The 23,259-nt window shown below is 38.6% G+C and carries 21 protein-coding genes; 7 read left to right on the forward strand and 14 right to left on the reverse strand.

What is annotated here, in order from left to right; genetic code table 11:
* Window positions 1–61: 61 nt before the first annotated feature.
* Window positions 62–2,158 carry an LTA synthase family protein gene (locus H5S10_RS03990; RefSeq protein ID WP_182587025.1) on the reverse strand — a complete coding sequence of 699 codons (2,097 nt, stop codon included), beginning with the start codon at window positions 2,156–2,158 and terminating at the stop codon, window positions 62–64.
* Window positions 2,159–2,368: 210 nt separating this feature from the next.
* Between H5S10_RS03990 and H5S10_RS03995 the strand changes: the two genes are divergently transcribed.
* Complete coding sequence (locus H5S10_RS03995) at window positions 2,369–3,238, forward strand: DMT family transporter (protein ID WP_182588806.1); 870 nt, start codon at window positions 2,369–2,371, stop codon at window positions 3,236–3,238.
* A gap of 124 nt (window positions 3,239–3,362) precedes the next feature.
* Here H5S10_RS03995 and H5S10_RS04000 read toward each other — a convergent pair whose 3' ends face one another.
* The 3 genes from H5S10_RS04000 to helD all read right to left on the reverse strand — a co-directional run bounded on the left by H5S10_RS04000 (window position 3,363) and on the right by helD (window position 8,560).
* On the reverse strand, window positions 3,363–4,721 hold the full coding sequence (locus tag H5S10_RS04000; protein ID WP_182588808.1) for an FAD-dependent oxidoreductase: 1,359 nt from the start codon (window positions 4,719–4,721) through the stop codon (window positions 3,363–3,365).
* A gap of 95 nt (window positions 4,722–4,816) precedes the next feature.
* Complete coding sequence (locus tag H5S10_RS04005) at window positions 4,817–6,160, reverse strand: FAD-dependent oxidoreductase (protein WP_182588809.1); 1,344 nt, start codon at window positions 6,158–6,160, stop codon at window positions 4,817–4,819.
* Between the two features lie 93 nt (window positions 6,161–6,253).
* Window positions 6,254–8,560 (reverse strand): RNA polymerase recycling motor HelD, encoded by a 2,307-nt coding sequence (gene helD / locus H5S10_RS04010; RefSeq protein WP_267905331.1) that lies wholly within the window; start codon window positions 8,558–8,560, stop codon window positions 6,254–6,256.
* 218 nt (window positions 8,561–8,778) lie between these two features.
* Between helD and H5S10_RS04015 the strand changes: the two genes are divergently transcribed.
* The 3 genes from H5S10_RS04015 (at window position 8,779) to hflX (ending at window position 11,462) form a co-directional block, all read left to right on the forward strand.
* Window positions 8,779–9,429, forward strand: a complete 651-nt coding sequence (locus H5S10_RS04015; RefSeq protein ID WP_182588811.1) for a DedA family protein — start codon at window positions 8,779–8,781, stop codon at window positions 9,427–9,429.
* A 72-nt stretch (window positions 9,430–9,501) separates the two neighbouring features.
* Window positions 9,502–10,155 carry a histidine phosphatase family protein gene (locus tag H5S10_RS04020; RefSeq protein WP_003664816.1) on the forward strand — a complete coding sequence of 218 codons (654 nt, stop codon included), beginning with the start codon at window positions 9,502–9,504 and terminating at the stop codon, window positions 10,153–10,155.
* 29 nt (window positions 10,156–10,184) lie between these two features.
* On the forward strand, window positions 10,185–11,462 hold the full coding sequence (hflX, locus tag H5S10_RS04025) for a GTPase HflX (protein ID WP_182587032.1): 1,278 nt from the start codon (window positions 10,185–10,187) through the stop codon (window positions 11,460–11,462).
* 46 nt (window positions 11,463–11,508) lie between these two features.
* Here the strand turns inward: hflX and H5S10_RS04030 are convergent, their stop codons facing one another.
* From H5S10_RS04030 to H5S10_RS04050, 5 genes are all read right to left on the reverse strand, one after another.
* Window positions 11,509–11,760, reverse strand: a complete 252-nt coding sequence (locus H5S10_RS04030; protein ID WP_003664819.1) for a GlsB/YeaQ/YmgE family stress response membrane protein — start codon at window positions 11,758–11,760, stop codon at window positions 11,509–11,511.
* Between the two features lie 2 nt (window positions 11,761–11,762).
* Window positions 11,763–11,960, reverse strand: a complete 198-nt coding sequence (locus tag H5S10_RS04035) for a CsbD family protein (RefSeq protein WP_003675030.1) — start codon at window positions 11,958–11,960, stop codon at window positions 11,763–11,765.
* Window positions 11,961–12,178: 218 nt separating this feature from the next.
* Window positions 12,179–13,171 carry a D-2-hydroxyacid dehydrogenase gene (locus H5S10_RS04040; protein WP_182588812.1) on the reverse strand — a complete coding sequence of 331 codons (993 nt, stop codon included), beginning with the start codon at window positions 13,169–13,171 and terminating at the stop codon, window positions 12,179–12,181.
* A gap of 129 nt (window positions 13,172–13,300) precedes the next feature.
* Window positions 13,301–16,168 carry a YhgE/Pip domain-containing protein gene (locus H5S10_RS04045; RefSeq protein WP_182588814.1) on the reverse strand — a complete coding sequence of 956 codons (2,868 nt, stop codon included), beginning with the start codon at window positions 16,166–16,168 and terminating at the stop codon, window positions 13,301–13,303.
* A gap of 36 nt (window positions 16,169–16,204) precedes the next feature.
* Window positions 16,205–16,741, reverse strand: a complete 537-nt coding sequence (locus H5S10_RS04050) for a TetR/AcrR family transcriptional regulator (RefSeq protein WP_182587035.1) — start codon at window positions 16,739–16,741, stop codon at window positions 16,205–16,207.
* Window positions 16,742–17,058: 317 nt separating this feature from the next.
* On the opposite strand from H5S10_RS04050, the gene H5S10_RS04055 reads away from it, so the two are divergent.
* On the forward strand, window positions 17,059–17,310 hold the full coding sequence (locus H5S10_RS04055) for a PspC domain-containing protein (protein WP_182587036.1): 252 nt from the start codon (window positions 17,059–17,061) through the stop codon (window positions 17,308–17,310).
* Between the two features lie 56 nt (window positions 17,311–17,366).
* Here the strand turns inward: H5S10_RS04055 and H5S10_RS04060 are convergent, their stop codons facing one another.
* The 5 genes from H5S10_RS04060 to H5S10_RS04080 are packed head-to-tail and all read right to left on the reverse strand — an operon-like array spanning window position 17,367 to window position 20,235.
* Entirely contained in the window at window positions 17,367–18,206 is an 840-nt protein-coding gene (locus H5S10_RS04060) for a DUF6681 family protein (RefSeq protein WP_182588816.1), read from the reverse strand.
* 18 nt (window positions 18,207–18,224) lie between these two features.
* Entirely contained in the window at window positions 18,225–18,707 is a 483-nt protein-coding gene (locus H5S10_RS04065) for a hypothetical protein (RefSeq protein WP_182588818.1), read from the reverse strand.
* A 59-nt stretch (window positions 18,708–18,766) separates the two neighbouring features.
* Entirely contained in the window at window positions 18,767–19,204 is a 438-nt protein-coding gene (locus H5S10_RS04070; RefSeq protein ID WP_182588821.1) for a Fur family transcriptional regulator, read from the reverse strand.
* Between the two features lie 41 nt (window positions 19,205–19,245).
* Entirely contained in the window at window positions 19,246–19,818 is a 573-nt protein-coding gene (locus H5S10_RS04075; RefSeq protein ID WP_182587040.1) for a guanylate kinase, read from the reverse strand.
* A gap of 6 nt (window positions 19,819–19,824) precedes the next feature.
* Window positions 19,825–20,235 carry a bis(5'-nucleosyl)-tetraphosphatase gene (locus H5S10_RS04080; RefSeq protein WP_182588823.1) on the reverse strand — a complete coding sequence of 137 codons (411 nt, stop codon included), beginning with the start codon at window positions 20,233–20,235 and terminating at the stop codon, window positions 19,825–19,827.
* Between the two features lie 128 nt (window positions 20,236–20,363).
* On the opposite strand from H5S10_RS04080, the gene H5S10_RS04085 reads away from it, so the two are divergent.
* Together H5S10_RS04085 and H5S10_RS04090 are read left to right on the forward strand one after the other, a co-directional pair.
* Window positions 20,364–21,755, forward strand: coding sequence for an APC family permease (locus H5S10_RS04085; RefSeq protein ID WP_182588825.1), 1,392 nt, complete (start codon window positions 20,364–20,366; stop codon window positions 21,753–21,755).
* Window positions 21,756–21,930: 175 nt separating this feature from the next.
* Window positions 21,931–23,235: an MFS transporter gene (locus H5S10_RS04090; RefSeq protein ID WP_182587043.1), complete on the forward strand. Its 1,305-nt coding sequence runs from the start codon at window positions 21,931–21,933 to the stop codon at window positions 23,233–23,235.
* Window positions 23,236–23,259: the final 24 nt, after the last annotated feature.

Raw genomic sequence — 23,259 nt, forward strand, 5'->3', positions numbered from 1 at the left:
AACGCAACTGTTTAGAAGATAAAAAGGAGATCGCTCCAATGGCAATCTCCTTTTTATCTTGTTATGGTTTAGGGAAGTTTAATTTCGGATAATCCTTTAACTCTGGTGCATCGGTTGTGTAATCATCGAAGGTACTCTGGTTATTATTTTCCGACTTCAAACTTGTCTTCTGTTTCTTTTGTTGCTTCTGTAAATTCTTCAAACTCTTCTTAAGGTTATAAGTATATTGTTTTTTATCAACTTTCTTAAATCCTGGTAGTTTGTAGAAACGAAGCAAGTCACCATTCACGACTTTATCTGATAATCCAAGATCAGTTGTAACATATTTTTGAATCTTGCCAATTTCTTTACGTTGCGCCGCAGTTTGGTGAGTAATTTGCTTACCATTCTTAGTGTAATAGTAATCACCATTATACTTAGTGTATTTCGGTGTTACCCAATCACCATTTCTAAACGGTACGATTTGCTTATTTTCAGGGGAAAGTAAGTCTTGTCCGAATTGAATGTAATTCTTAGAGCTAATTCCTAACAAGTCCTCAAGAGTAGGTAAGACATCAATTTCACCACCATAAGTATGATTAATCCCACCTTTTAGGCCAGGCATATTAATCATAAATGGTACTTTTTGGAACATTGCTAGATCATAATTAGTTACTTTCTTCTTACCTAAGATTTGCGCAATTGCTGGTTGGTGGTTGTTAGAGATCCCATAGTGGTCACCATAAAGAACTAACACACTATTTTGCCGTAACCCAGTCTTGTCAAGATAATCAAGAAATTCGCCAAGTGATTCATCTAAGTAGCGTGCAGTCTGAATATAAGGGTCGACCGTGTCATCCCCAGTCTTCCACGCTTCGATATCCTTATTCTTTTTATCAAGGATATATGGATAGTGGTTAGTAACTGTGATGATCTTTGCATAGAATGGTTGTGGAAGCTGCTCAATATAGTGAGCTGATTCTTTCATGAAGATCTTGTCCTTCATTCCATATCCAGCATCATAATCCTTAGTCTTTGGATAATATTCTTTACTAAAGAAGTATTGGTAACCAAACGACTTATAAGCATTATCACGGTTCCAGAAACTAGGAACATCCCCGTGGAATGATGCCGTGGTATATCCTAGTTTTTGATGAAGAAGCGCTGGTGCAGATTGGAAGGTATTAGTCGTCCCATCAGTAACCATCGCTGATCCTTCCGGAAGACCAAATAGCGAGTTTTCGAGCATTGTTTCAGCATCCGCCGTCTTTCCCTGACCAACTTGGTGGAAGAAGTTATCAAATGCCAACGTATTATCTGCATGGTACAACTTATTCAGGTTTGGCATTACTTCTTGACCATCCTGCTTATAGTCGATCATGAACTGCTGGAGACTTTCAAGGTGAATGATAAAAATATTCTTTCCTTTAGCCTTACCATAATATTCAACATTTGGCGCAGCATAATTACTATGGATGAAATGCAAAACCGGCTTTAATTCGTCACGGTTAGCACGCGCTTTTACTACACTGTTATTAGTCGTCTTAACCCCATCATAAACTGTATATGCTTCGAGTCCTAGATACTTAACAATATAGTTATTATCAAAAGTTCGCGTAAGTAATTGTGAACGATCACTTTCTGCCATTCCTAAGTTAACTCCAAATAGCACAAAGCCAAGGGCAGTAATTGTCATCGCATATCTAATCTTAAAGCGCCGCATATCAACACGGACAAAGTGGAAAAGTAAGATAAGTGCTAAAATTACAACATCCAGGTAAACTAAAAAGTCTTCGGGACGTAATATTCCCATTAAACTTTTACCAAGATTGTTTGAAGCCGCTCCAGATCCCTTTATTACGTTAAAGGTAATGAAATCTGAAAATTCTCGATAGTACAAAATATTTGCAAAAAGCCATGTCGATAATGCCGCATTAATTATCAACATCATCCAATAGGACAATCGCCCACGGAAGTATAATGCAATTCCCAAAAAGACAAGGGCACTTGGAATCGTATTAAATGCTAAAAGGAACTGTTGCATACTTCCTTTTACACCTAAATTAAATTCATTTTGATAGGCCCAATAGCTCTTTAAACAAAATAAAAGTACAACAAGCAGAAAAAAACCGAGCTTGGTATTCAAGACACGGCGGAGCTTCTGCAACGCTGTTTTCATAGTCGTTCCTCCATAAAAAAATATCATTATTAACAATAATACACTAACTAGCTAACCGCAACCGTACAATTTTATTTTTCCAAAAAGTTAAAAATTCCGTCACTTTTCTGTCGTAGTTAGTCTTTTGAAAATTAATCTTAAATGTTATGATTGAGTGTCGTTAATTAACAGAAGGGACTGAGCACCATTTCAAAGAAAAAAGCGAATTTAATGTTATTGCTGGTTGCTATCCTATGGGGAAGCAGCTACGTATTTGCCAAACTAACGATTCAAGCCGGAATGCATTCTGGCGTCATCAATGCTTGCCGGGGAACAATGTGTGTAATTGCTGGTTATATTATTTTTCATAAACAGATCAACCAAATGACCTGGCAAGATTTTAAGCTAGGTGTCCTTATGGGAACAATTAATTTTCTGGGTTATTTTTTACAGACTGATGCCCTCCGTTATACCACACCAGCTAAAAATGCCTTCTTGACGACCTTATATGTCGCAATTGCCCCTTTGATCTTGTGGCTATTTTGGCATGAGCGTCCGCAACGAAAGACATATTTTGCGGTTGCCCTCGCTATTATCGGAATGGCTGTCATCACTAATGTTGCTAATACCGGTCTGCAATTAAATTTTGGCGACTTTCTTACTGTTGTTTCTGCTATTTTTTGGGCCTTACAACTAATCTTCTTTGGAAAGTACGCACCGAAAGTTTCCAGTCCCTGGGTGGTAATTTTCATGATTGGTTTATGTCAAGGTACGTTCGGTTGGATTACTACGGGACTATTTGAACGTGCCAACCTTACTCAAATTCATTGGGTCCAAGCTTTGATTCCCCTTGCCATTTTAGCTATTGTCGTAACTTTCTTAGCACAAGGGATGCAAATTACCGCTCAACAATATACCGATGCTACATCCGCTGGATTATTATTGATGCTAGAATCATTTTTTGCCAGCACCATGTCAGTTATCATGGGCTATGACCCCCTTACACCACAGCTAATTTGGGGTGGTTTGATCTTACTTTTAGCCAATGCAATTATGCAAGTTAATTTCCAAGACGTGCCATTTTTAAGAAAACAGCATTAATATAGAGAGAGTGGGAAATAACCGCCTTGTGACGACGCGAAGCTAGTTCCACGTTATCTTTCTATTGTTTATAAAAGTAGTTGAGGCTGAGAGAAAACAAAAGTTTTCTCCCAGCCTCCTATTTTTATTTATTTACTTTCTTATCTTCCTTGGCAACCGCTGCTTGAGCCAGCAAGTTGACATAGTTAAATGGTCGATCAAAGTTTGGTTGGAACAGTGTATCAACGTAAGCAAGAAAATCAATTGAATTGCGATTTTGAATACATACAGATACAAGATTAGCAGACTGAGAAACATCATGCTTACTCATAAATTGTGCCCCAAGAATCCGCCGCGTTCCTTTTTCCCATACCAGGGTCATAAAGACTGGCGTAGTAGTTGGCATAAATTCTGGACGGTAATTATCCTCGATTGTAACTGAATCAGCATCAATACCCATCTCTTTTGCTCGCCGTAATGTTAAACCAGTACATACCATTGTATTGCCAAACAAGTGGAGACCTGTTGTGGACTGTGTTCCCATGTACTTCATGGTATTACCAAAAACATTAACACCGGCAATCGTTCCTTGGCGAACAGCATTAGTAGCTAATGGAACATAACGGTCAGTATTAGTAGGATTAAAGTGGACGGAAGTTACATCCCCACCGGCATAGATATCAGGATTAGATGTTTGCATGTATTCATTGGTCTTAATTGTCCCATCAGGGTGAAGGTCAATTTTTCCCCGAACCAGGTCACTATTTGGTCGGAAGCCAACACAAAGGACAGCCATGTCAGCATCGTAAACTTTACCTTGGTTGGTAAGAACTTTAACACCGTCATTACCATCATCTTCAAATCCAGTAACCCGTTGTTGTAATTCCAGATGGGCATTATGGTCTTTGAAAATGCGACCAATTCGATCAGAATACTGTTTATCAAAATATTTAAGCAACATTTGATCTGAGCTATCGATTAATGTCACTTCGCGTCCCTGACGAAGATATGCTTCTACTAATTCAACACCGATATATCCTCCACCAACGACAACAATCTTTTTCGAGTCCTTGGCAACATTGAAAAGTTTTTTTGCATGGTAATAAGTTTTACATAAGTATAAATTCTTATTTTCCAATCCGGAAACTGGTGGAATAACTGGCCATGATCCAGTGGTAACAATCAATTTATCATAATAATCTGCAGTCAATTCACCAGTTTCCTGATTCTCGACTTCAAGGGTCTTTGTGTCAGGGTCAACGCTTAAGACATTATGCTTTGTTTTAACAGTGGCTCCCATCTCTGCTAATTGCTGAGGACTTGAGTAAAACATTGCATCTGGATCGCCAACTTCACCACTCAGGTAAACCGCAATTCCACAAGAAAGGAAGGAAATATTATCATTCCGTTCATAAATTACTACCTCAGTCTCTGGATGTGCATTTAAAATCTGGGTTGCTGCTATCGTGCCCGCGTGCGTACAGCCAACAATAACTACTTTCATATCTACACCTCATTTTATTTACTTACTATTTATAAGGGTAAGCTTTTTTACTCCCATAATCAATCTATTAATTATCTACCTATTATTTTAACAGATTATTCAGTCCCTGCTTTAGCCATTGCCGCTTGTCCCAAAATATTAACATAATTAAAGGGGCGGTCAAAGTTAGGCTGGAACATCGTATCGTACATTCCAAGAAACTCAATTGTATTTTGATTCTGAATACATAATGAAATCAAGCTTAAAGTTTCTGAAATATCATGCTTACTCATCATCTGTGCTCCCAAAATCTGTTGGGTATCCTTATCCCAAATCAATGACATCAGAACCGGAGTAGTAGTTGGCATAAATTCTGGACGATAATTATCCTCAATTGTCACTACATCAGCATTAAAGCCAGCTTCCTTAGCCCTTTCAAAGGTCAATCCTAAAGAAGCCATATATGTTCCGTCAAGATTCAAACTCATACTAAGCTGTGTTCCCGAATCTTTCATCTGTTCTCCAGTGATATTATGGGCAACAATTGCGGCTTGGCGAACAGCTTCAGTCGGCTGAGGTTTATAAATGTCCTTACCAGTTGGATTATAGTGAATCGTCGTTGACCCACCAATTGCATATATATTAGGATCAGATGTTTGAAGAAACTCATTGACATTAATTATCCCATTTTCATCCAGTTTCACTACACCCTCAAAAATAGATGTATCTGGCTTTTGATCTGCCATAACAATCGCCCGACTAACACTGTATGAACCACTATCAGTAGCAACCGTGATCCCAATCCCATTATCATCTAATTCGGTAACATGTTCATCCGTAACAACTTTAATATTAGCAGCCGTTAAAATTGTAAGGGCTCGTTTAGAATATTCTTCTTCAAAATTGTGGTGCAAAATTGGCTCACCATTCGTAAAAAGAGTTACTTCTTTCCCTTTTTGCCGATATGCATCGACTAAGCCTAAACTAAGCGGATCATTACCAATCACGGCAATTTGTTGGTCAATAGCAGACAGCAAAAGAGCAGCTTTTGCATCTTGTTGGTCCTTGATTAATGTTACATTACTGCTATCAATTCCCTTTAAAGCAGGTGCTTCATTTCTTGAGTCGGTAGCAATAATCAGCTTATCGTAATACTCTTCGGAAGTAGTATCATCTAGCATTCCCATAACTTTGATCGTTTTTTGCACCGGATCTACACCCATTACAAGGAAACCCATCTTGATATCAGCACCCTTAATTGATAATTGATCCGAGCTTAATTCAGTTCGTAGACGAGGTTGTTCCGCATCTTGGTCATCATAGTCATTGATATCATACGTTATTGAGGGAACGACAGCATTGCGGTCATAAATCGTAACCTCTGTCTCCGGATGACTTCTTAAAATTTGCGACGCGGCTGTCATCCCCGCAAAGGTACAACCGATAATAATAACCCTCATATGAACTACTCCTCATCGAACTTATTCTTCACTTTTTTATACACAATTAAATTATAAATCTAATATGATAAAGTGCAATATTACTCTTGCCATTTATTTGTCAACATTAACTTTTTCATATTCATCTGTCGGGACTTGGTCTAGCAAACTAGTTGTTTCCCCAATCGATACTAAGCTTAACTCATGCATTGCCCGGGAACAAATTGTATATAGCAATTGTCGCTCATCATTACCGTGGTATTGCTGATCATTCGCATTCCAGACAATAACAGCATCAAATTCCAATCCTTTTGCTAGATATGATGGTACAACAATTGGTCCTTTTACTAACCGTTGATTTTCTGTCCGAATAAGGGTGGTCTTAATGTTGTTCGCATTTAACTTTTGATACAATTCTTCACTATCTTTGAGGTCTTTACCAATAATCGCGACGGCATCATGATCATTTTGATACTTACCAAGAATATCAATAACTGTCGCTACCCCTTTTTGCTCATTCTTAGCTTGATAAACATGGGGCTTATTGCCTTCACGCTCAAAGGCCTCAATCGCTTCACCATCAATTAAAATGTGTTTAGTAAAGTCGGTAATTTGTTTTGTGGAACGGTAAGACTTAGTTAATTGGACAACCTTCGTCTTTTCAGGATCAAACATCGTGCCTAATTGTTTTAATAATGACCGGCTATTCTCATGAGTGAAGATTGCCTGGTTAAGGTCCCCTAACAATGTGAATTTAGCACGAGGAAAACGATATTTAAGGTAAGCTAGCTGGTAAGCATCATAATCTTGGACTTCATCAACAAAAACGTAACGGATATCACGTTGACCATGCTTTCCAGTAATTAAATCATATAGGTACAGATAAATAGTGATTCCGTTGGCACTGATATTACCCTTCTTTAGTTCTTCTTTTACTCCATCAACATAATCTTTCCACTGTTCTGCAGAAATACCATATTCAGCAATATTAACCAGTTTAGGAGTTACCCGGAGAAGGTGTAAAAATTGTCCATTGATATTAAGCCATTGGTTATGATCGATGGCCTTTTTTATTGGCATAAATGCCCGCATAACAATTTGACGTGCAAGAAACTTATATTCTTTATCTTCATCTTCAAATTCACGTGGTTGGTTATTAAATAGGTTATCGATTTCTTCTTTACTTAAGCTTTGGATTTCATCTTCAACCCATTTATTGCGCATTTCAGTACTTACACGGTGATTAAGGTATTTAATTAACTCTTCCTTGGTTCCATCTAATCTATTTCCCAGGTTATAGTTGTTATTAAATGAATAGTAAATTTCCTTAATCTTCTCTTTGCTTAAAAAGACTTTACCATTAAACATGAGGTTGCGGAAACGCATATTAGCATGACCAAGATGATTGGCATAACGCTCTGTTGCCTTGAAATATTGCAAGCTAGTTAATAGTTGTTGCGCATTCTTAGCTGTTTTATCTTGGTGACTTTCAAATCGTTGTTCTAAGTTCTGAACATGAAGCCTTGGCACTCGCCGATTAGCGAACTGGAAATAAGTCATCTGGACCATGTTATGCTCACCCAATTCCGGCAAGACTTGATCAATGTAGTCATTAAATAATTGGTTAGGTGAAAATAACACAACTTGCGAAGATGTCAAATTGCCGCGATAACGGTAAAGAAGCCAGGCCACTCGTTGAAGAACTGCCGCTGTCTTACCTGATCCAGCAGCCCCCTGAACAAACAACAACTCATTTTTCGTATCACGAATAATTTCATTTTGTTTCCGTTGAATTGTCGTTACAATGCTCTTCATCTTGGTACTGGAATGGTTACCAAGAGCATCAAGAAGCATCTGGTCACCTACTTGTTCGTCGGTATCAAAGATGGTTACAATTACTCCATCTTTAATTTGGAATTGGCGCTTAAGAGTAAGATCAACCTCTTGCTCACCTACTGGAGTCTGATATTTAACTTTCCCAAGCTTTCCTTCATAGTAAACAGACGAAATCGGTGCTCGCCAGTCATAAACCAGAAAGTGATCTGGCTTATCGGTAAAGGAAGCTAGTCCGATGTATACACTTTCAGATTCGTCAGCCCCTTTTTCACGAAAATCAATGCGGGCAAAGTAAGGTTTCTTTTCAAGTCGCTGTAAAGTCGCTAGCCGGTCTGCCGCATGTTGCCAACTATTTTGACGTTCATCTAACATCTGTTGTTGAGCACGAAAAGACATGGCCGTATCCATCATGCCTGAATAAGTAGTAGTGTTTAAGTGGATATCATCAATTTGCTTATTGATGCCCTTAATATCATGTTGAGCCGTTTTAATCTTTTTTTCTGCTTTTTGTTCGGCCTGTTTTACTTTATCGATCACATTATCAAGGTACTTTTGTTCTAATTCTTTTTCAGTTTTTGTAGACATTTCATACTCCCTACCTTTCATCTTCAGGTCGACGTATTTAATAAATTATCTTAAAATTATCCAATTATTATATCATTTTCGCTAATTAGTCTGTTAACTTTCCGCCTTCTATTTTTTAATTCTTAAATGTCGTTTAATTTTAATCCTAAGATCATCAAAACCACTAATAATAACGCTACAATATATTGAAACCATGATACAGGAGGAGGAAAACTACAATGAGCCATCTTTTTTATCTCCTAACTCATATTGCGGAAACAATCATTCCCATGTTTGAGTGGATGGGTGCTTGGAGTTACGTTCTCCTTTTTATCCTAATTTTTATGGAAACTGGATTAGTGATTTTTCCCTGGCTTCCCGGTGAATCACTCATCTTTTTAACTTGCTCTTTTATTGCCTTTAACCCGGTCTTAAAAATAGGAATCGTGATCCCTGTCTTTTTCTTTGCGGCCCTAATCGGTGATACAGTTAATTATTATATCGGTCATTCCCTTTCTCATTGGCAATGGCTCAAAAAACGAATGATCGGTCCCCGTTTTGAGAAAGCACAAGAATTTTTAACCCATCATGGGATCAAAGCTGTTGCACTAGGACGATTTGTACCACTCATCCGAACATTCGTCCCCCTAATTGCCGGAACAATGCAGTTTCCATTTCATCGCTTCACAATTGGTAATATTATTGGCGTGACATTATGGGTAGCAATTGGTGCTGGATGTGGATATTACTTTGGAACAATTCCATTTGTCCGTCAGCACTTCTCACTTATTATCTTAGCATTTGTTGCGGGCTCACTGTTAGGAGTTGGCCTGTTAGCACTTATCAAAGCGATTCGTCAACGAATTATTAAGCGAAACCGAATGCTATAATTGCTTTTTCTTCAGCAAAATCATGTTAAAATATAATAAGTATTTTATTTCGCTTAAAGGAGTGCTGTAACTATGGCAATCAACGTTTATTTTGTACGCCACGGACAAACCTATCTTAATCTCTACAATCGGATGCAAGGTTGGGCTGATGGTCCGCTAACGCCAAAGGGGGAAGAAGACGCCAAACGAGTAGGACGGGCGCTTGCTCCTATTCAATTTGATTATGTATTTTGCAGCGACCTCGCACGAACAGTTTCAACTACCCGTTTCTTGCTTGCTGAACATCCTGGCAATAATCCCAAGCCAATCCCAGAGCCAGCATTTCGTGAAGAATTCTTTGGCTACTTTGAAGGAGAAGATGGCCAACATTTCGCTGACTTTCTTGGTGGGCCAGAGGGTTATCATAGTTTTGCAGAAATGGTTGCCGGTTGGGGACCAGACAAATTAAAAGATAAGATTGCAGCAGCGGATAATTATGGTACTGCTGAAGACCACGTTGCTTTCTGGAAACGGGTTGATAAAGGCTTTGATCGCTTGCGGGCATTGCCAGATGGAGCAGAAGTACTAGTAGTTTCACATGGAGCCACTATTCGCTCAATCGTCCAACGGTATTCTGACGCTTACGATCCAGGTGATTCACCACGTAACGGCAGCATCACTAAACTCACTTTAGATAAAAATAATACTACTGTTGATTTTTACAACAAACTTGAATTACCAGAATAATATCCATAAAGGGGGAACACTATTCTTCAATGGAGACTAACATACAAACTTTAGAACCAGTAATTATTACTGGATTAAATACTGGTCAAGAAGACTTTGACTACTCAATGGTTGAACTCGCTGAACTAGCACAAGCAAATCACATGGAGGTTATCGATCGGATTGATCAAGTCATCGATCGTCCTAATCCCGCTACCTACTTTGGAAAGGGTAAAGTAGAAGAAATTCGCGATGTGGCTGATGCTAATCATGTTCCTACTATTATTACTAATGATGAGTTATCACCAAGCCAATTACGTAATCTTGAAGAAGGAACTGGATGTCGTATTCTAGACCGAACCGCTCTTATTTTAGAGATTTTTGCAACTCGTGCTCAATCTAAAGAAGCAAAACTCCAGGTGCAAATCGCTGAACTTCAATATCGCTTACCACGGTTGCAAACTAGTGCAAGTGAGCGCCTAGACCAGCAAACTGGTGGAGGAAGCGGCTTTACTAACCGGGGGGCCGGGGAAACTAAACTTGAAATGGATCGTCGAACTATCCAACATCAAATTTCCCACCTTCGTCACGAATTAGCAGCCATTGATAAATCTGAACAGACAAAGCGAAAGCAGCGAGCAAAAAGCGCCATTCCAACAGCAGCCCTCGTTGGCTATACCAATGCTGGTAAGTCAACTATCATGAATGGTCTTGTGAGAAGATACGGCGCTGCTGAAGAAAAAACCGTTTTTGAAAAGAATATGTTATTCGCGACCCTTGATACAAGTGTCCGACAACTAACGCTTCCAGATCAAAAACGCTTCTTATTAAGTGATACGGTTGGATTCGTTAGCAAGTTGCCTACTCATCTTGTTGAATCATTTAAATCCACGCTTGCAGAAGCCGCTAATGCCGACTTGTTAATCCAAGTTATTGATTATTCCGATCCACATTACAAGGAAATGATGGAAACAACTAACGAGACTTTAAAACAAATTGGAATTACTGATATCCCAATGATCAATGTGTTTAATAAAGCAGATAAAACTGAAATAGAATTTCCTATTCTCGAAGGTGACGATCAAGTTGTTATTTCAGCAAAGCAGGATGCTTCATTAGATCTTCTCGTTGACGTTATTAAGAAACATCTCTTTAAAGACTATGTTAAAACAACGCTTTTAATTCCATTTACTGATGGGCACGTCGTTTCTTACCTCAATGAACACACTAACATTTTAGATACTACTTATGAAAGTGATGGAACATTATTAACGGTTGAAATGTCAGTTCAAGATTATCATCGGTTTGGAAAGTATGAAAAGAACTAACATAAAAAGCAGCGATCAATTTTTGGCCGCTGCTTTTTATGTTAGTCTATCTCTCCGCTTTTACTCCGAAAATCAAGGAGACAATCATCACTAAGATTACTGCTCCAATAATAGATGGAATAATTGCCATTCCTGCTACTTGTGGTCCCCATGCACCTAACACTGCTTCACCGATTGACGAGCCAACCAGTCCAGCTACGATATTACTGATAACTCCCATCGATCCACCGCGACGGGTTAATGCACCAGCAGCAAGACCGATTAATCCACCAACAATTAAAACCCAAATCCAATGCATAATTATCCCTCCTTTTTATCTTCCAACGTCTCTTTAAGATCAGTTGCTTTATCCTTAGCTTTTCCTTTAGCTTTCTGCAACTTTCCCTCGGTTTCGCGGGTCTTGTCGTTGGTTATTTTACCTTCAACCTCTTTTAATTTACCCACTACTTTATCTTTAATTCCATGTTTATCGCTAGCCAATATCATCAGTCCTTTCATCTATTCTTGGCTACTAGTGGCTGACAACATTTTATTAATTTCGCTCCTTTCTATAATGACTAGTGCTTTCAACAGTTTTAAGTTTAACAGTCCTCTAATAAGAAAGCGATATCTTAATAGATTAATTACGTTTTCTTTAATAATTTTATTTATGTCTTAATTAAAAAGAAACTCTACCTTCATAAATTGGTAGAGTTTCTTTTTATTCTTGAACTTAATTACATTCTTATTTCATTTCGTGAATGCTTGCCTTCTAAAATCGTAACAGCATCATTCAAACTAATCTCGACCATATTGCGAATAGATGTTTCGGTTAGGAACGCAACGTGGGGTGTAACAAGAACATTTGGCATTGCAGCTAATTTCTTGTAATCATCTGGGATTTGATCTGACGAAACTTGCTTCCCAAAGAAAGAAGTTTCGTCAGCTAATGTATCTAGGCCAGCACCTGCAATTTCTTTATTTTCCAAGGCAGAAATTAAGTCCGCGGTATTTACCAATTTTCCACGAGCCATATTAATCAAGTAAGCACTATCCTTCATCATCTTAAATTGTGGTGCTGCAATCATGTTTTCGGTACTTGGTAATAACGGCGTATGTAAGGATAAAATATCCGCATTCTTAACAACAGTATCGAAATCGGTATATTCAACGTATGGTTCATATTCGACATTGTAAGACGGGTCATATGAAAGAACTTTTGCCCCCAGTGCCTTATAAATCTGAGCAGTGGCCCCACCAATGTTACCAAGGCCGATAATTCCCACGGTTAAATTGTAAATTTCATTACTAATTAAATCATCGCTCCACCGAAAGTCACCATGACTCATACGTTGTTCGAATTCACCAATCCGTCGTAACAAGTACATCGCCTGTGTGACACCCATTTCTGCAATTGCCCGTGGTGAATAGATAGGAACATTCGTTACAATGATGCCATTTGCTTTACATGCATCTAAATCAAAAATATCAACGCCAACCATTCGAGCAGCTAATTGCTTAATTCCCATGGCGGCTAATTGCTCATATAGTTTTTTATCCCCCAATTTTGCTGTCTGTTGAAGAGATACCCCATCATATCCTTCTGCAAGCTTAACTGTATCAGCATTTAATGGTTCAGTAACCATCTTGACGTCATTACCTGTCTTCTTCGTCCATGCCTCAACATAAGGTTTTTCAGCGTCACGAACGCTATACATAATTAATTTCATCAGTTTTCCCATTCCTTTCCTAAAAACTGCTTACATTAATAGCTTAGCACTCCTTCACTTAATCATCAGTATTTTAGCAGTCAAAAAAAGCAAAGCGAATTAATTTCACTCTGCTTCTATTGTCTTTAATTATTGTTCACCGTTATCTCCTTGGTTTGGGCGACGTTGTTGAAGGTGCATACCGTCATAATCGCCTTCTGGTCCAAGCAGTTCTTGGTTATTATCCAATTCTGAGCGACCAGCATAGTGATGATGTTGTAACCAAATCATACCGACTAATAACAATGCATAGAAGACAATTGCGATTACGATAAGAACAGTGTTACAGAACATCGTGTAATGTGCTCCCAAACCACCAGAAATTGAATCACGGAGCCCTAAGATTGAGTAAGTCATTGGTAAGTACCAGTGAATTACGTTATAGAACTTCATTGTAATTTCCATTGGGAAGGTACCACCAGATCCTCCTAATTGAAGCATCAAGAGAACCATGGCAAAGAATCGACCTGGGTTATCAAAGAGCATTGAAAGAAACATAACAATTGCCATTGAGGCTAACCCGAAGCATATCGTCGTCACAAAGAATGAAACTGGGTGAATAACTGTAAGTCCACACGCCATCATAATTGCGTCTTCTGCGATCGCCATTGCGGTTACCACAAGTGAGCCAACTGTTACCTTACTTGCCCACCAAGCGATTGGTGCCTTACCAAATTCAGCAACCCGGCGAATTGGGTAAACAAAGTTAAATACAAGTGCCCCAACATAGATTGCTAATGATAGAACATATGGGGCTAAGGCATGACCATAGTTTGGTACATAGCTGTAATCAGTGTGCTTAAGAGTAGTTGGTTCTGCAAACATCTTGGCAGTCCGTGGTGAAGTCTTAATACCATTGATTTGCTTTGCACCACCTTCAAGAGATGTGGCCAGTTGAGAAGCACCAGCATTCAACCGCGCAATTCCTGAAATAAGAGCAGGAGAATTATCTTGAAGTTGTTGAGTTCCGGCAGCTAATTGGTTTACACCAGCAACAAGCGCAGGAACTTGACCGTTTAGTTGACCAAGTGCACCAGCTAATTGAGCTGCACCAGAGTTTAAGGCCCCACTATTAGCATTAAGTTGGGCAATGCCGTTACCTAATTGACCAACACCGGCTGTATATTGACCGATTCCACTAGCCAATTGACCGGCACCGGCTCCAGCTTGGGCTACCCCAGCTGTGTATTGACCGATTCCGCTAGCTAATTGATTGGCACCGGCTCCAGCTTGCGCGACACCAGCTGTATACTGACCGATTCCTGAATTAAGCGTACCAGCACCGGCAGCAGCACTATCAACACCATTAGTGTATTGATTTACACCACTATTAAGCGTACTTGCTCCAGTAGAAATCTGGCTTGTTGCTTGTTTAAGTTGATCGACAGCACCTGGCATTGCAGCTAAGGTCCCTTTATAGCCATTTAAGGTTGCTAATAATGAGTTAGCTTGACGAATAGTTCCATCTGCATTATCTAACACAGCAGACATTTGTGAAAGCTGACCTAATTGTTGCTGCATGCCACTCAAGCTTCCTTGAAGATTACTTAATTGACCAAGAGTTCCACTTAACCCTTGAATAGTAGCAACATTAGCACCGGCTTTTTGCACAATTTGTTGAGCAGCCTGCTTGGATTGTTCACTAGCTTTATCATCGCTAAGAATTTGTTGTGCCAATCCAGCAATTTGACCATCATTAGTGGCAACGCCTTTAAGCTTATCACCAGCACCAGCAGCACCAGATAACGCTCCGGAAGCTTGTTGAAGACTAGCAGCACTACTTTGAACACCAGCAAGAGCATTCTTGGCAGTTGCCAAACCGGTCTGGAGTTGACCTAATCCTTGCTGAAGATTTTGTGCTTGATCCATGGCCCCCATAATACCGTTAAAGTTAATGTTTCCTAACTGACTGTTAACAGTTGAATTCAACTGATTAGCGCCCGATGCTAATTGACCTGAACCATCCCTTAAGTGAGCTGAATTACCACTTAACGTATTCAAACCATCACTTAATTTGTTAGCACCGGAATTCAAGGTACCAGAGTTAGCCATTAAAGTATTTAACCCAGCATTCAACTGACTAGCCCCTGAATTTAACGCACCAGAGTTAGCCATCAAAGTACTTAATCCACTGCTCAACTGGTTAGCTCCGGAATTAAGTGCACCGGAATTAGCCATTAATTGACCAACACCATTGCCGAGGAGACTAACACCACCGGTATATTGCATGATCCCATTTGCTAGGGTTTGGCTCCCGGTAGCAAGTTGTTGTGCTCCTGAAGCTAATGGTGCAACGCTAACACGCAAGGTTTGAACCCCGTTATTTACTTGGGAAACCCCTGCAACATAACGATTTACACCATCACTTAAGGTCACCATCCCAGTACCAATTTGTTGGGCACCATCAGCGGCCTTGTTCATCCCCTTGCCTACAACATGTAATTGCTTAAACATTACCGTTGCATAAGCATTAGTAACCTGGGCACGAATTTTTTCATTTAGCCGTGTCATCCCAGTTTGGGCAATTACCTGTCCAATGTAGTTTAAGGAACCATTAGTTTGGTAATGTAACTTCATTGTCTTAGGATGCTTTTGTAAAACAGTCGTTGCATTTTCAGAGAAATCCTTAGGAATCGTGACAACCGCATAGTACTTACGATGGCTCATCCCATACTTTGCTTCTTTAGCTGATACGAATTCCCATTTTAATTGATGATTTTTCTTCAATTCATTAACGGTCTGTTTCCCGACATCCATTTTCCGGCCTTGGTATTCAACCGGAATATCCTTATTTACCACCGCAACCGGTAAGTTTCGTGTACTTCCATACGGGTCCCATACTGATTTTAAGAAGAAAATACTATATAGGAAAGGTATGAAGCAAATAACCGTTACTGATAAAAGCAGTAAACGGTTATGAATAATATGACGAAATTCGCCTTTAATCATGCTCCACATTTAATACTTCACCTCAAAATTTATCCTTTCATAATTTTAGTTTGTTAATGATTTGGTAGCTGCTCTTGCAAACTTAATAACGTCCTCAGTTGGCACATCATAATTATTGCCTTGCCACCAGTAAAAAGTCCCAATAATTGCGCCACTCAAAACATAGGCAAGCATCTCAGGATTATCAGACTTTTGTAGCGCCGTTACAATTGGATCATTAGTCTCAAGGTTACGCCGCTCTAAAAGGACCTGACTTAAAATATTTAGAATTTCAGTGTATAAAGAGCTTCGTGCACTATTAGGTGCTAAATGACGGATAACATCCTTATTTTTATCAATATATGATAATAATTGCTTAATAATGTCATCTTCAGAATCTGTATTCTCCGTCAATTTATTAATTTGTGCATTTAACGTTTGCTCTAAGAGATCATACTTATCACTAAAATAGCGATAAAAACTACTCCGGTGCAGTAACGCTTCTTTACAAATTTGATCAACAGTCAAACTTTCAAAAGAATTTTTCTCTAACAACGTTATCAATGCATTTTCAAAGTCACGAATAGTTCTCGTAACACGCATAACTCTTCCCTCCCCAAATAATACAAATTTAACATGATTATTCTAACTTGTTGCAATTCAGTACAACAGGGGTAATTAAAGATAACCATCTTAAAATGCGACAAAAATGATTATTTATTCGCAAAAAGACTTTTGTTTGTATCTTAATCGAACGAAAACTATAATATGCTCCTAAATTTAAATGGTCAAGAACATCGGTAACAAGTTTTTCGCTTTTGGGGACGTAAAACGTATTAAATAATTATTAACTTTCTAAATCTATTTTCTAAAATACGATATAATGAAGATATAAAAGCTATGCGATTGGAGGCTTCATAATGGCAAAAAATAAAAAGCATTTAACTAAATCAAAAGATCAAGTATTTCTTGGTGTCTTTGGGGGTATTGCTGATTACTTTGGTCTTGATGAAACCCTTGTTCGAGTAATCGGTATTCTTATTTTCGTCTTTACCGGCTTTTTCCCGCTAGGAGTCTTCTACCTCTTAGCTGCCCTCGTAATGCCTGAATACAATGGTAATAAGACTAATAATGATGATAATATCGTCGATGGTGAATTTAGAGAAAAATAATATTGATTACAACAAAAAAAGCTGAGGTTGGAAAATTTCCAATCTCAGCTTCTTCATTAAACATTATTTCGTTGTTTATAAGCTACTTGAACCTGTAGTCCATAATCTTCTTCCGTTAAAATTGTTGAGCCACTTCGCCCAGCAATCTTATTGGGACCCCCAGTAACAACTACTGTCGCAAGATATAATTGATACTTATCATGTGCAGTATGAACATCCGTTAAGCCAATTTGGGTAATATGACCAACAGGGCGTCGTTCCATTTGGTTCATCCCGATGTAGATCTCAAGACGGTGTTGCAACTCATCATGAACCAATTCAAAGTATGGCGGAACAGATTGTGAATTCAAAGCAGTAACTGGCTTTTCAGTTGCCTGATATTGTTCAACAATTTCTTTTTCACTCAAACCATCATAGCCGTTAACAAACACACCATCCATTAATAATTGGTCAACAACACGTTGTAAATTATGTTGTTCATGTTCATCAATTGCTACTGCTGCTGGAATCATATCGGCATTAGCAAACAAGCCATTTGACCGGTTTGCCAACTCTGCTGCTAGCCGTTGTTGTGCATCAAGCGGCGTCTTTACCTTACCATCTTCAAATTTTTGACCAGTAATCTTTGCAACCCGAGGTGAAATAAAATCAAATTGCGAAGTCTTTTCGAGAAAGTAAAAGACAAAATTAAGATAGATAAAATATGTTAACCCAATGACTGCTAAACAATATAGCAATCCCCGTAGCCAAACATGATTCATAAAGAGTCGGGAAGTAACATAAATTAAATAAATATCACCTAATGAAGCAATAATAATATATATACGACTCTTTAACTTTACATCAAGGTTAAAGTAACTCAATGACGAGTTAATCATATCAAGAAAACTAAACATTAATAACCCGCCTCCTTATTATTCAGTCGTAGTTGCACCGGTAGAATTACCACCAGTCGTATTTTGTGTCGTTGTATTATTGTTAGTTGTTGTACCAGTTGATTGTGAAGTACTATTGCGATTAGCACTCGTACTTTCATTTGTACTTGCTGATCGATTTGTCGATGTATCTGTGTCAGTGTTTCCTGCTGACCGTGTAGTTTGATTAGTATCCCCAGTATCATTATCTGTTGTATCGTTGTTATTACTCGTCCGGGTAGTTGAAGAGCTACTTGCGCTCTCATCATTATCATCATCACGATCGCTTTGTGAAGTCCGACTTGATTGACTGCTTTCGTCATCACCCGATTGCTGAAATTGGCGACTTGTTGATACTGATGTTACTTTTGCACCTTCAGAAGTATGCGTTGCTTTATTAACCACAACATTGGTGGCACCCAACGCCAGTACCAATGATACAAGTGCAAATGGGGTTACTAATGGCGGTATCTTTGCTCCCATGTCTCATTCTCCTTTTCCAGAGTATATAATACACGAAAACTTGCCCAATAAATATGAATTTATTGTAAAGATTTTTTTTGACATTGGGCACATATTCCGTGTAATTCAAAGCGATGCCCAGTGATTTTAACTCCTGGTAGCTGTTCTTCAAAGAATTTCTTATCAATTGGTGGCATCTGAATCTCTTGAACCCGCCCACAAATATCACAAATAAAATGATGGTGATGGGTAAAATCACATGAATATTTAACCTGCATCTGATCACGATGTTGATGCAATTCAACAATGCCTAATTTCTCAAATTCTTTAAAATTTCGATAAATAGTATCGTGACTTAATCCAGGGAATTGTTTTCGAAGATATTGGTCAATTTCAACAATATTAAAGTAACGATCAGGATGTCGTGCAACTGATTCAATCATCATTTTACGTTGCTTAGTCCACCGTAAATGATGATCTTTAATAATGGTCTGTGCTTGATCAATTAAATTCTCCAATCTTTTTTCCCTCCCGATTAAAGATGATATTGTATCATATTTTAATTCTTTTTGGATAATATCTGCCTAACAATTATATCTATTTGTTGTTTAGTATTTTTCCACTGATCATTAACAACAACATGAGCGATTCCTTTTAAAGCAGATGGCAGTGCAAGATCACGGTGGTACTCTTTGCTATGTAAACGGGAACGAATTGCACTCAATTTATCACCCCGTAGCGTCATTCGTTTAGCTAAAGAAGCCATGTGAGTAACGGTTAAGAAGATGATTACGGCTTGAGTACCGAGTTGTTGATGGTAAGTAATTGCCCCTGCTGTGTCAAGAACAATCACGTCATTTTTCCCTTGTTTCCATCCTTCTTCTAAGCCTTCTAATGAAGAACCATATTGAAACTGATCATAAGTTACTTGTTCAAGTAAATGAAGTTTTTTCATAGAATTTGGTGTTTCGAAATGATAGTCTACTCCATCTTGTTCTCCAGGACGTGGTAACCGCGTCGTATGGGTGATTACCCGGTGCATACCATAATGATCTTGAAGGTAGTTAGCAACCGTGGTTTTTCCTGATCCAGCTGCTCCTGTCACAATAAACACATACTTATTATTTTTCATAATTGCTTATTTTAAATGATCGTTAACTTGATCTAATAATTCTTTTAAATTCTCGTAAGTTAATCGTTCACGGGCATCCTGGTAATTGAACCATCCATAATTCTTAATCTCTTCTGCTTGCAGGTGAATGTCTTCCTTATTATCTAACTCGGCCGTATAAAGGGTCATTTGCTTATGATTGCCATTTGGTAAGTTGTATTCGGTATACACCTTAAAACTTGTATCAATCGGTAATTCTAATTGTGTTTCTTCCTTTATTTCGCGAATCGCCGTTTCCTCTAATGATTCATTGCCTTCAACGTGACCTTTAGGAAAGCCCCAGAAATGTCCCTTATTTTGACTTTCTAATAGTAAATACTCAATTCCATTTTCACCTTGACGATATACAACTGCTCCACTAGTAACTTCAATTGCCATTTTTATCCCTCTTTTGTAATTAAATTTTTCTAATTTACTTTTAATATTAACTACGGTATCATTATTAATTATAAACGTGGCGAGCCATTTCGGCACGTACAATTTATTATAGCAAAGGTGGGTTAAAGATGAGCTTAAACATTATGCGAAAAGAAAGTCTTGATCGATATCTTGGTGAAGACAAGCTTTTCGTTAAATCAATGAATGCTCGTGATCTCATGGCAATTGGGATCGGTACTGTTATTGGTACCGGAATTTTCATTCTCCCTGGAACAATTGCCGCAAATTCAGCTGGACCAGGAGTGTCATTGTCATTTCTGTTTTCAGCGATTGTCTGTGCACTAGCTGCAATGTGTTATGCCGAGTTTGCTTCTGCATTACCAGTTGCTGGGAGTGCATACTCGTACGGAAATGTAGTGTTTGGTGAATTCCTTGGCTGGTTGCTGGGCTGGGCATTGGTTCTTGAATACATGTTAGCTGTTGCGTCTGTTTCAACAGGTTGGGCAGCCTACTTCAATACATTGCTTGAAGGAGTTGGTATTCACCTTCCCAAGGCACTATCCGGTCCATTTGATCCAGCTCATGGTACCTACATAAATATCGTGGCGGTTGTAATTGTTCTTTTAATTACAGTAATGCTTGCACGGGGGATGCAATCCTCACTGCGTATCAATAATATTGCTGTTTTCCTTAAAATTGCAATTATCTTGATCTTTATTATTGTCGGTGTCTTCTTCATTAAGCCCCAAAATTACCATCCCTTCCTTCCATACCACATGAAGGGTGTTATTCACGGGGCAACAATCGGTTTCTTTGCTTACCTTGGTTTCGACTGTGTTTCCAGTTCGGCTGCCGAAGTTAAGAATCCTAAACGAAATATGCCTCTGGGAATTATCGGAACACTTGCTGTTGCAACAATCTTATATACTGGTGTTGCCGTAGTCCTAACTGGAATGGTTAAGTACACCAAGCTTGATGTTGCTAATCCAGTGGCGTTTGCCTTACAGATGGTTCATCAAGACTGGTTGGCAGAATTATTATCAATTGGGGCTTTGATCGGAATGTTCACAATGATGGTTTCGATGATCTATTCTAGTTCTCGTTTGATCTATGCAATTGGTCGTGATGGTCTGCTTCCTTCATTCTTAGGCAAGCTTGATGAAAAAAGTCACTCGCCACAAGTAGCATTATGGATTGTGGCAATTATTATCGCCGTCATGGGAGGACTTGTTTCCCTTGATCAACTTACAAGTTTAGTTAACATTGGAACCTTGTTTGCCTTCATGCTTGTTTCATTTGGGATTATTCCTCTTCGCAAGCGCAAGGATATTGGTAATCGCGGTGGCTTTAAGGTCCCTCTTTATCCAGTCCTTCCAATTCTTTCTGGTCTTGCCTGCCTTGGCATGATGACCCAACTGCAAAAAGAAACATACATCGGAGCAACGATTTGGTTTGGAATCGGAATTATCATCTACTTCACTTACGGCTACTGGCACAGTAAGTTAGCAGATAAGAATTAATAACAAAAAGTTAAGCAGAGAGTGAGATTGATTTTTTCTTACTCTCTTTTTTATTTGAAACAGCGATTTGCATTAGATACCATTTTTTTGATAAGGTAGTATTACTTACTTTTTTCATTCACAAGGAGGAATCAATTAGTTAGGCTAAAATTTGCTCACATACGCCTAATTTTTTATGGAATATACAAAGAAGAATTACAAAAAAGCACCTTTATCATCAATTCACTTTCGAATATATTTTGCCCTGGCTCTTGGACAAATTGCTTGTGGTTTCGCTCTTGGAATTAGCGGAACTGCACTTTCCCAAGCCACTGATTATATCAATATTCCCGATTTTTGGGTTGGCCTAATCGGTGCTGGGAGTTTAATTGGACTTGCTGGGAGTGCTTTAATGGGTAAAATCGCTGACCAATTTGGCCGGCGAAAAATGTTGATGCTCGATATGTATCTTTTTTCTATATTTTCTCTTTTACAATTAGCAACAATGAATCTCGTTATCCTGTTTATCTTACGGATTTTAATCGGTTTAATGATTGCTATTGACTATACTGTCGGGAATGCTCTATTGGTAGAATGGTTACCAGCAAAAGAAAGCGGACGCCTCCAAAGCCAACTAATCGTTTATTGGACAATCGGCTTTATTACTTCATATATTGCCGGAATTTTAATAACAGGATTTGGCGCACATAATTGGCAAGTTATTCTTGCATCAAGTGTCGTTCCAGGGCTGATTGCAGCAATTTATCGGTCATTTTTCCGTATTCCTGCATCCCCAAGCTGGTTAGCCAGTCAAGGTAAAAATAAGACAGCCCAAAAACTAATTCAAAAACATCTTGGAAAAAAATGGGGATTATCATTAAAACAAATTCGTAGCAAAAAGCCAAAAGACGTCTCGCTTAAAACTCTCTTCAATCCCCCTTATCGCCGAAAAACCATTGTTGGTGGTTTATTCTATGCTTGTCAGGCATTTTCATTTTTCGGTATCAGTATTTTCTTGCCAATTCTCTTAAAAAGTATGAATCTTGGTAATAACAACCTTTCTGGGATTATCTACAACAGTTGCGTCTTTATCGGCGTCTTTATCGGTAGCTCGATCTTCAAGGTTCTTAGTAGACGGATGTTTCTGGTAGGTACATTTTTCCTTTCAGCTGCAGCACTTATTCTATTAATGATTGGCAATAACTTTTCGCCTTTCTTCCAAATTAGTGTTTTTGCTATTTTTGCGATAGTCTTATCGTCTGGACTTGTTCTCGATTATCCATACCCGACCGAACTATTTGATATTAAGGTTCGCGCTAGTGGAGTTGGTACTTGTATCACCATCAGTCGTTTTGGGGCTGCTAGTGGAACATTCTTATTACCAATCTTAACTCATCTTGGCGGTCCAATTTTAGCAATGCTGGTTTGTACCCTTGTTTTAATCATAGGTGGTACTATCTGCCTTTTATGGGCGCCTGAAACTTCACCAAAATACATTTAACATTAATAGAATGGCCGGGAAAAA

Origin of the sequence: Limosilactobacillus balticus, from assembly GCF_014145615.1 — a bacterium.
Taxonomy (GTDB): domain Bacteria; phylum Bacillota; class Bacilli; order Lactobacillales; family Lactobacillaceae; genus Limosilactobacillus; species Limosilactobacillus balticus.

Bases quoted from the DNA above. Each gene is read 5' to 3' on its own strand.
- H5S10_RS04000 (WP_182588808.1), bottom strand. From the start codon at position 4,721: ATGAAAGTAGTTATTGTTGGCTGTACGCACGCGGGCACGATAGCAGCA.
- H5S10_RS04065 (WP_182588818.1), bottom strand. From the start codon at position 18,707: ATGGGAGCAAAGATACCGCCATTAGTAACCCCATTTGCACTTGTATCA.
- H5S10_RS04015 (WP_182588811.1), top strand. From the start codon at position 8,779: ATGAGCCATCTTTTTTATCTCCTAACTCATATTGCGGAAACAATCATT.
- H5S10_RS04035 (WP_003675030.1), bottom strand. From the start codon at position 11,960: ATGAAAGGACTGATGATATTGGCTAGCGATAAACATGGAATTAAAGAT.
- hflX (WP_182587032.1), top strand. From the start codon at position 10,185: ATGGAGACTAACATACAAACTTTAGAACCAGTAATTATTACTGGATTA.
- H5S10_RS04055 (WP_182587036.1), top strand. From the start codon at position 17,059: ATGGCAAAAAATAAAAAGCATTTAACTAAATCAAAAGATCAAGTATTT.
- H5S10_RS04060 (WP_182588816.1), bottom strand. From the start codon at position 18,206: ATGTTTAGTTTTCTTGATATGATTAACTCGTCATTGAGTTACTTTAAC.
- H5S10_RS04080 (WP_182588823.1), bottom strand. From the start codon at position 20,235: ATGGCAATTGAAGTTACTAGTGGAGCAGTTGTATATCGTCAAGGTGAA.
- H5S10_RS04075 (WP_182587040.1), bottom strand. From the start codon at position 19,818: ATGAAAAATAATAAGTATGTGTTTATTGTGACAGGAGCAGCTGGATCA.
- H5S10_RS04005 (WP_182588809.1), bottom strand. From the start codon at position 6,160: ATGAGGGTTATTATTATCGGTTGTACCTTTGCGGGGATGACAGCCGCG.
- H5S10_RS04090 (WP_182587043.1), top strand. From the start codon at position 21,931: ATGGAATATACAAAGAAGAATTACAAAAAAGCACCTTTATCATCAATT.
- helD (WP_267905331.1), bottom strand. From the start codon at position 8,560: ATGTCTACAAAAACTGAAAAAGAATTAGAACAAAAGTACCTTGATAAT.
- H5S10_RS04050 (WP_182587035.1), bottom strand. From the start codon at position 16,741: ATGCGTGTTACGAGAACTATTCGTGACTTTGAAAATGCATTGATAACG.
- H5S10_RS04085 (WP_182588825.1), top strand. From the start codon at position 20,364: ATGAGCTTAAACATTATGCGAAAAGAAAGTCTTGATCGATATCTTGGT.
- H5S10_RS03995 (WP_182588806.1), top strand. From the start codon at position 2,369: ATGTTATTGCTGGTTGCTATCCTATGGGGAAGCAGCTACGTATTTGCC.
- H5S10_RS04020 (WP_003664816.1), top strand. From the start codon at position 9,502: ATGGCAATCAACGTTTATTTTGTACGCCACGGACAAACCTATCTTAAT.
- H5S10_RS04040 (WP_182588812.1), bottom strand. From the start codon at position 13,171: ATGAAATTAATTATGTATAGCGTTCGTGACGCTGAAAAACCTTATGTT.
- H5S10_RS03990 (WP_182587025.1), bottom strand. From the start codon at position 2,158: ATGAAAACAGCGTTGCAGAAGCTCCGCCGTGTCTTGAATACCAAGCTC.
- H5S10_RS04030 (WP_003664819.1), bottom strand. From the start codon at position 11,760: ATGCATTGGATTTGGGTTTTAATTGTTGGTGGATTAATCGGTCTTGCT.
- H5S10_RS04045 (WP_182588814.1), bottom strand. From the start codon at position 16,168: ATGTGGAGCATGATTAAAGGCGAATTTCGTCATATTATTCATAACCGT.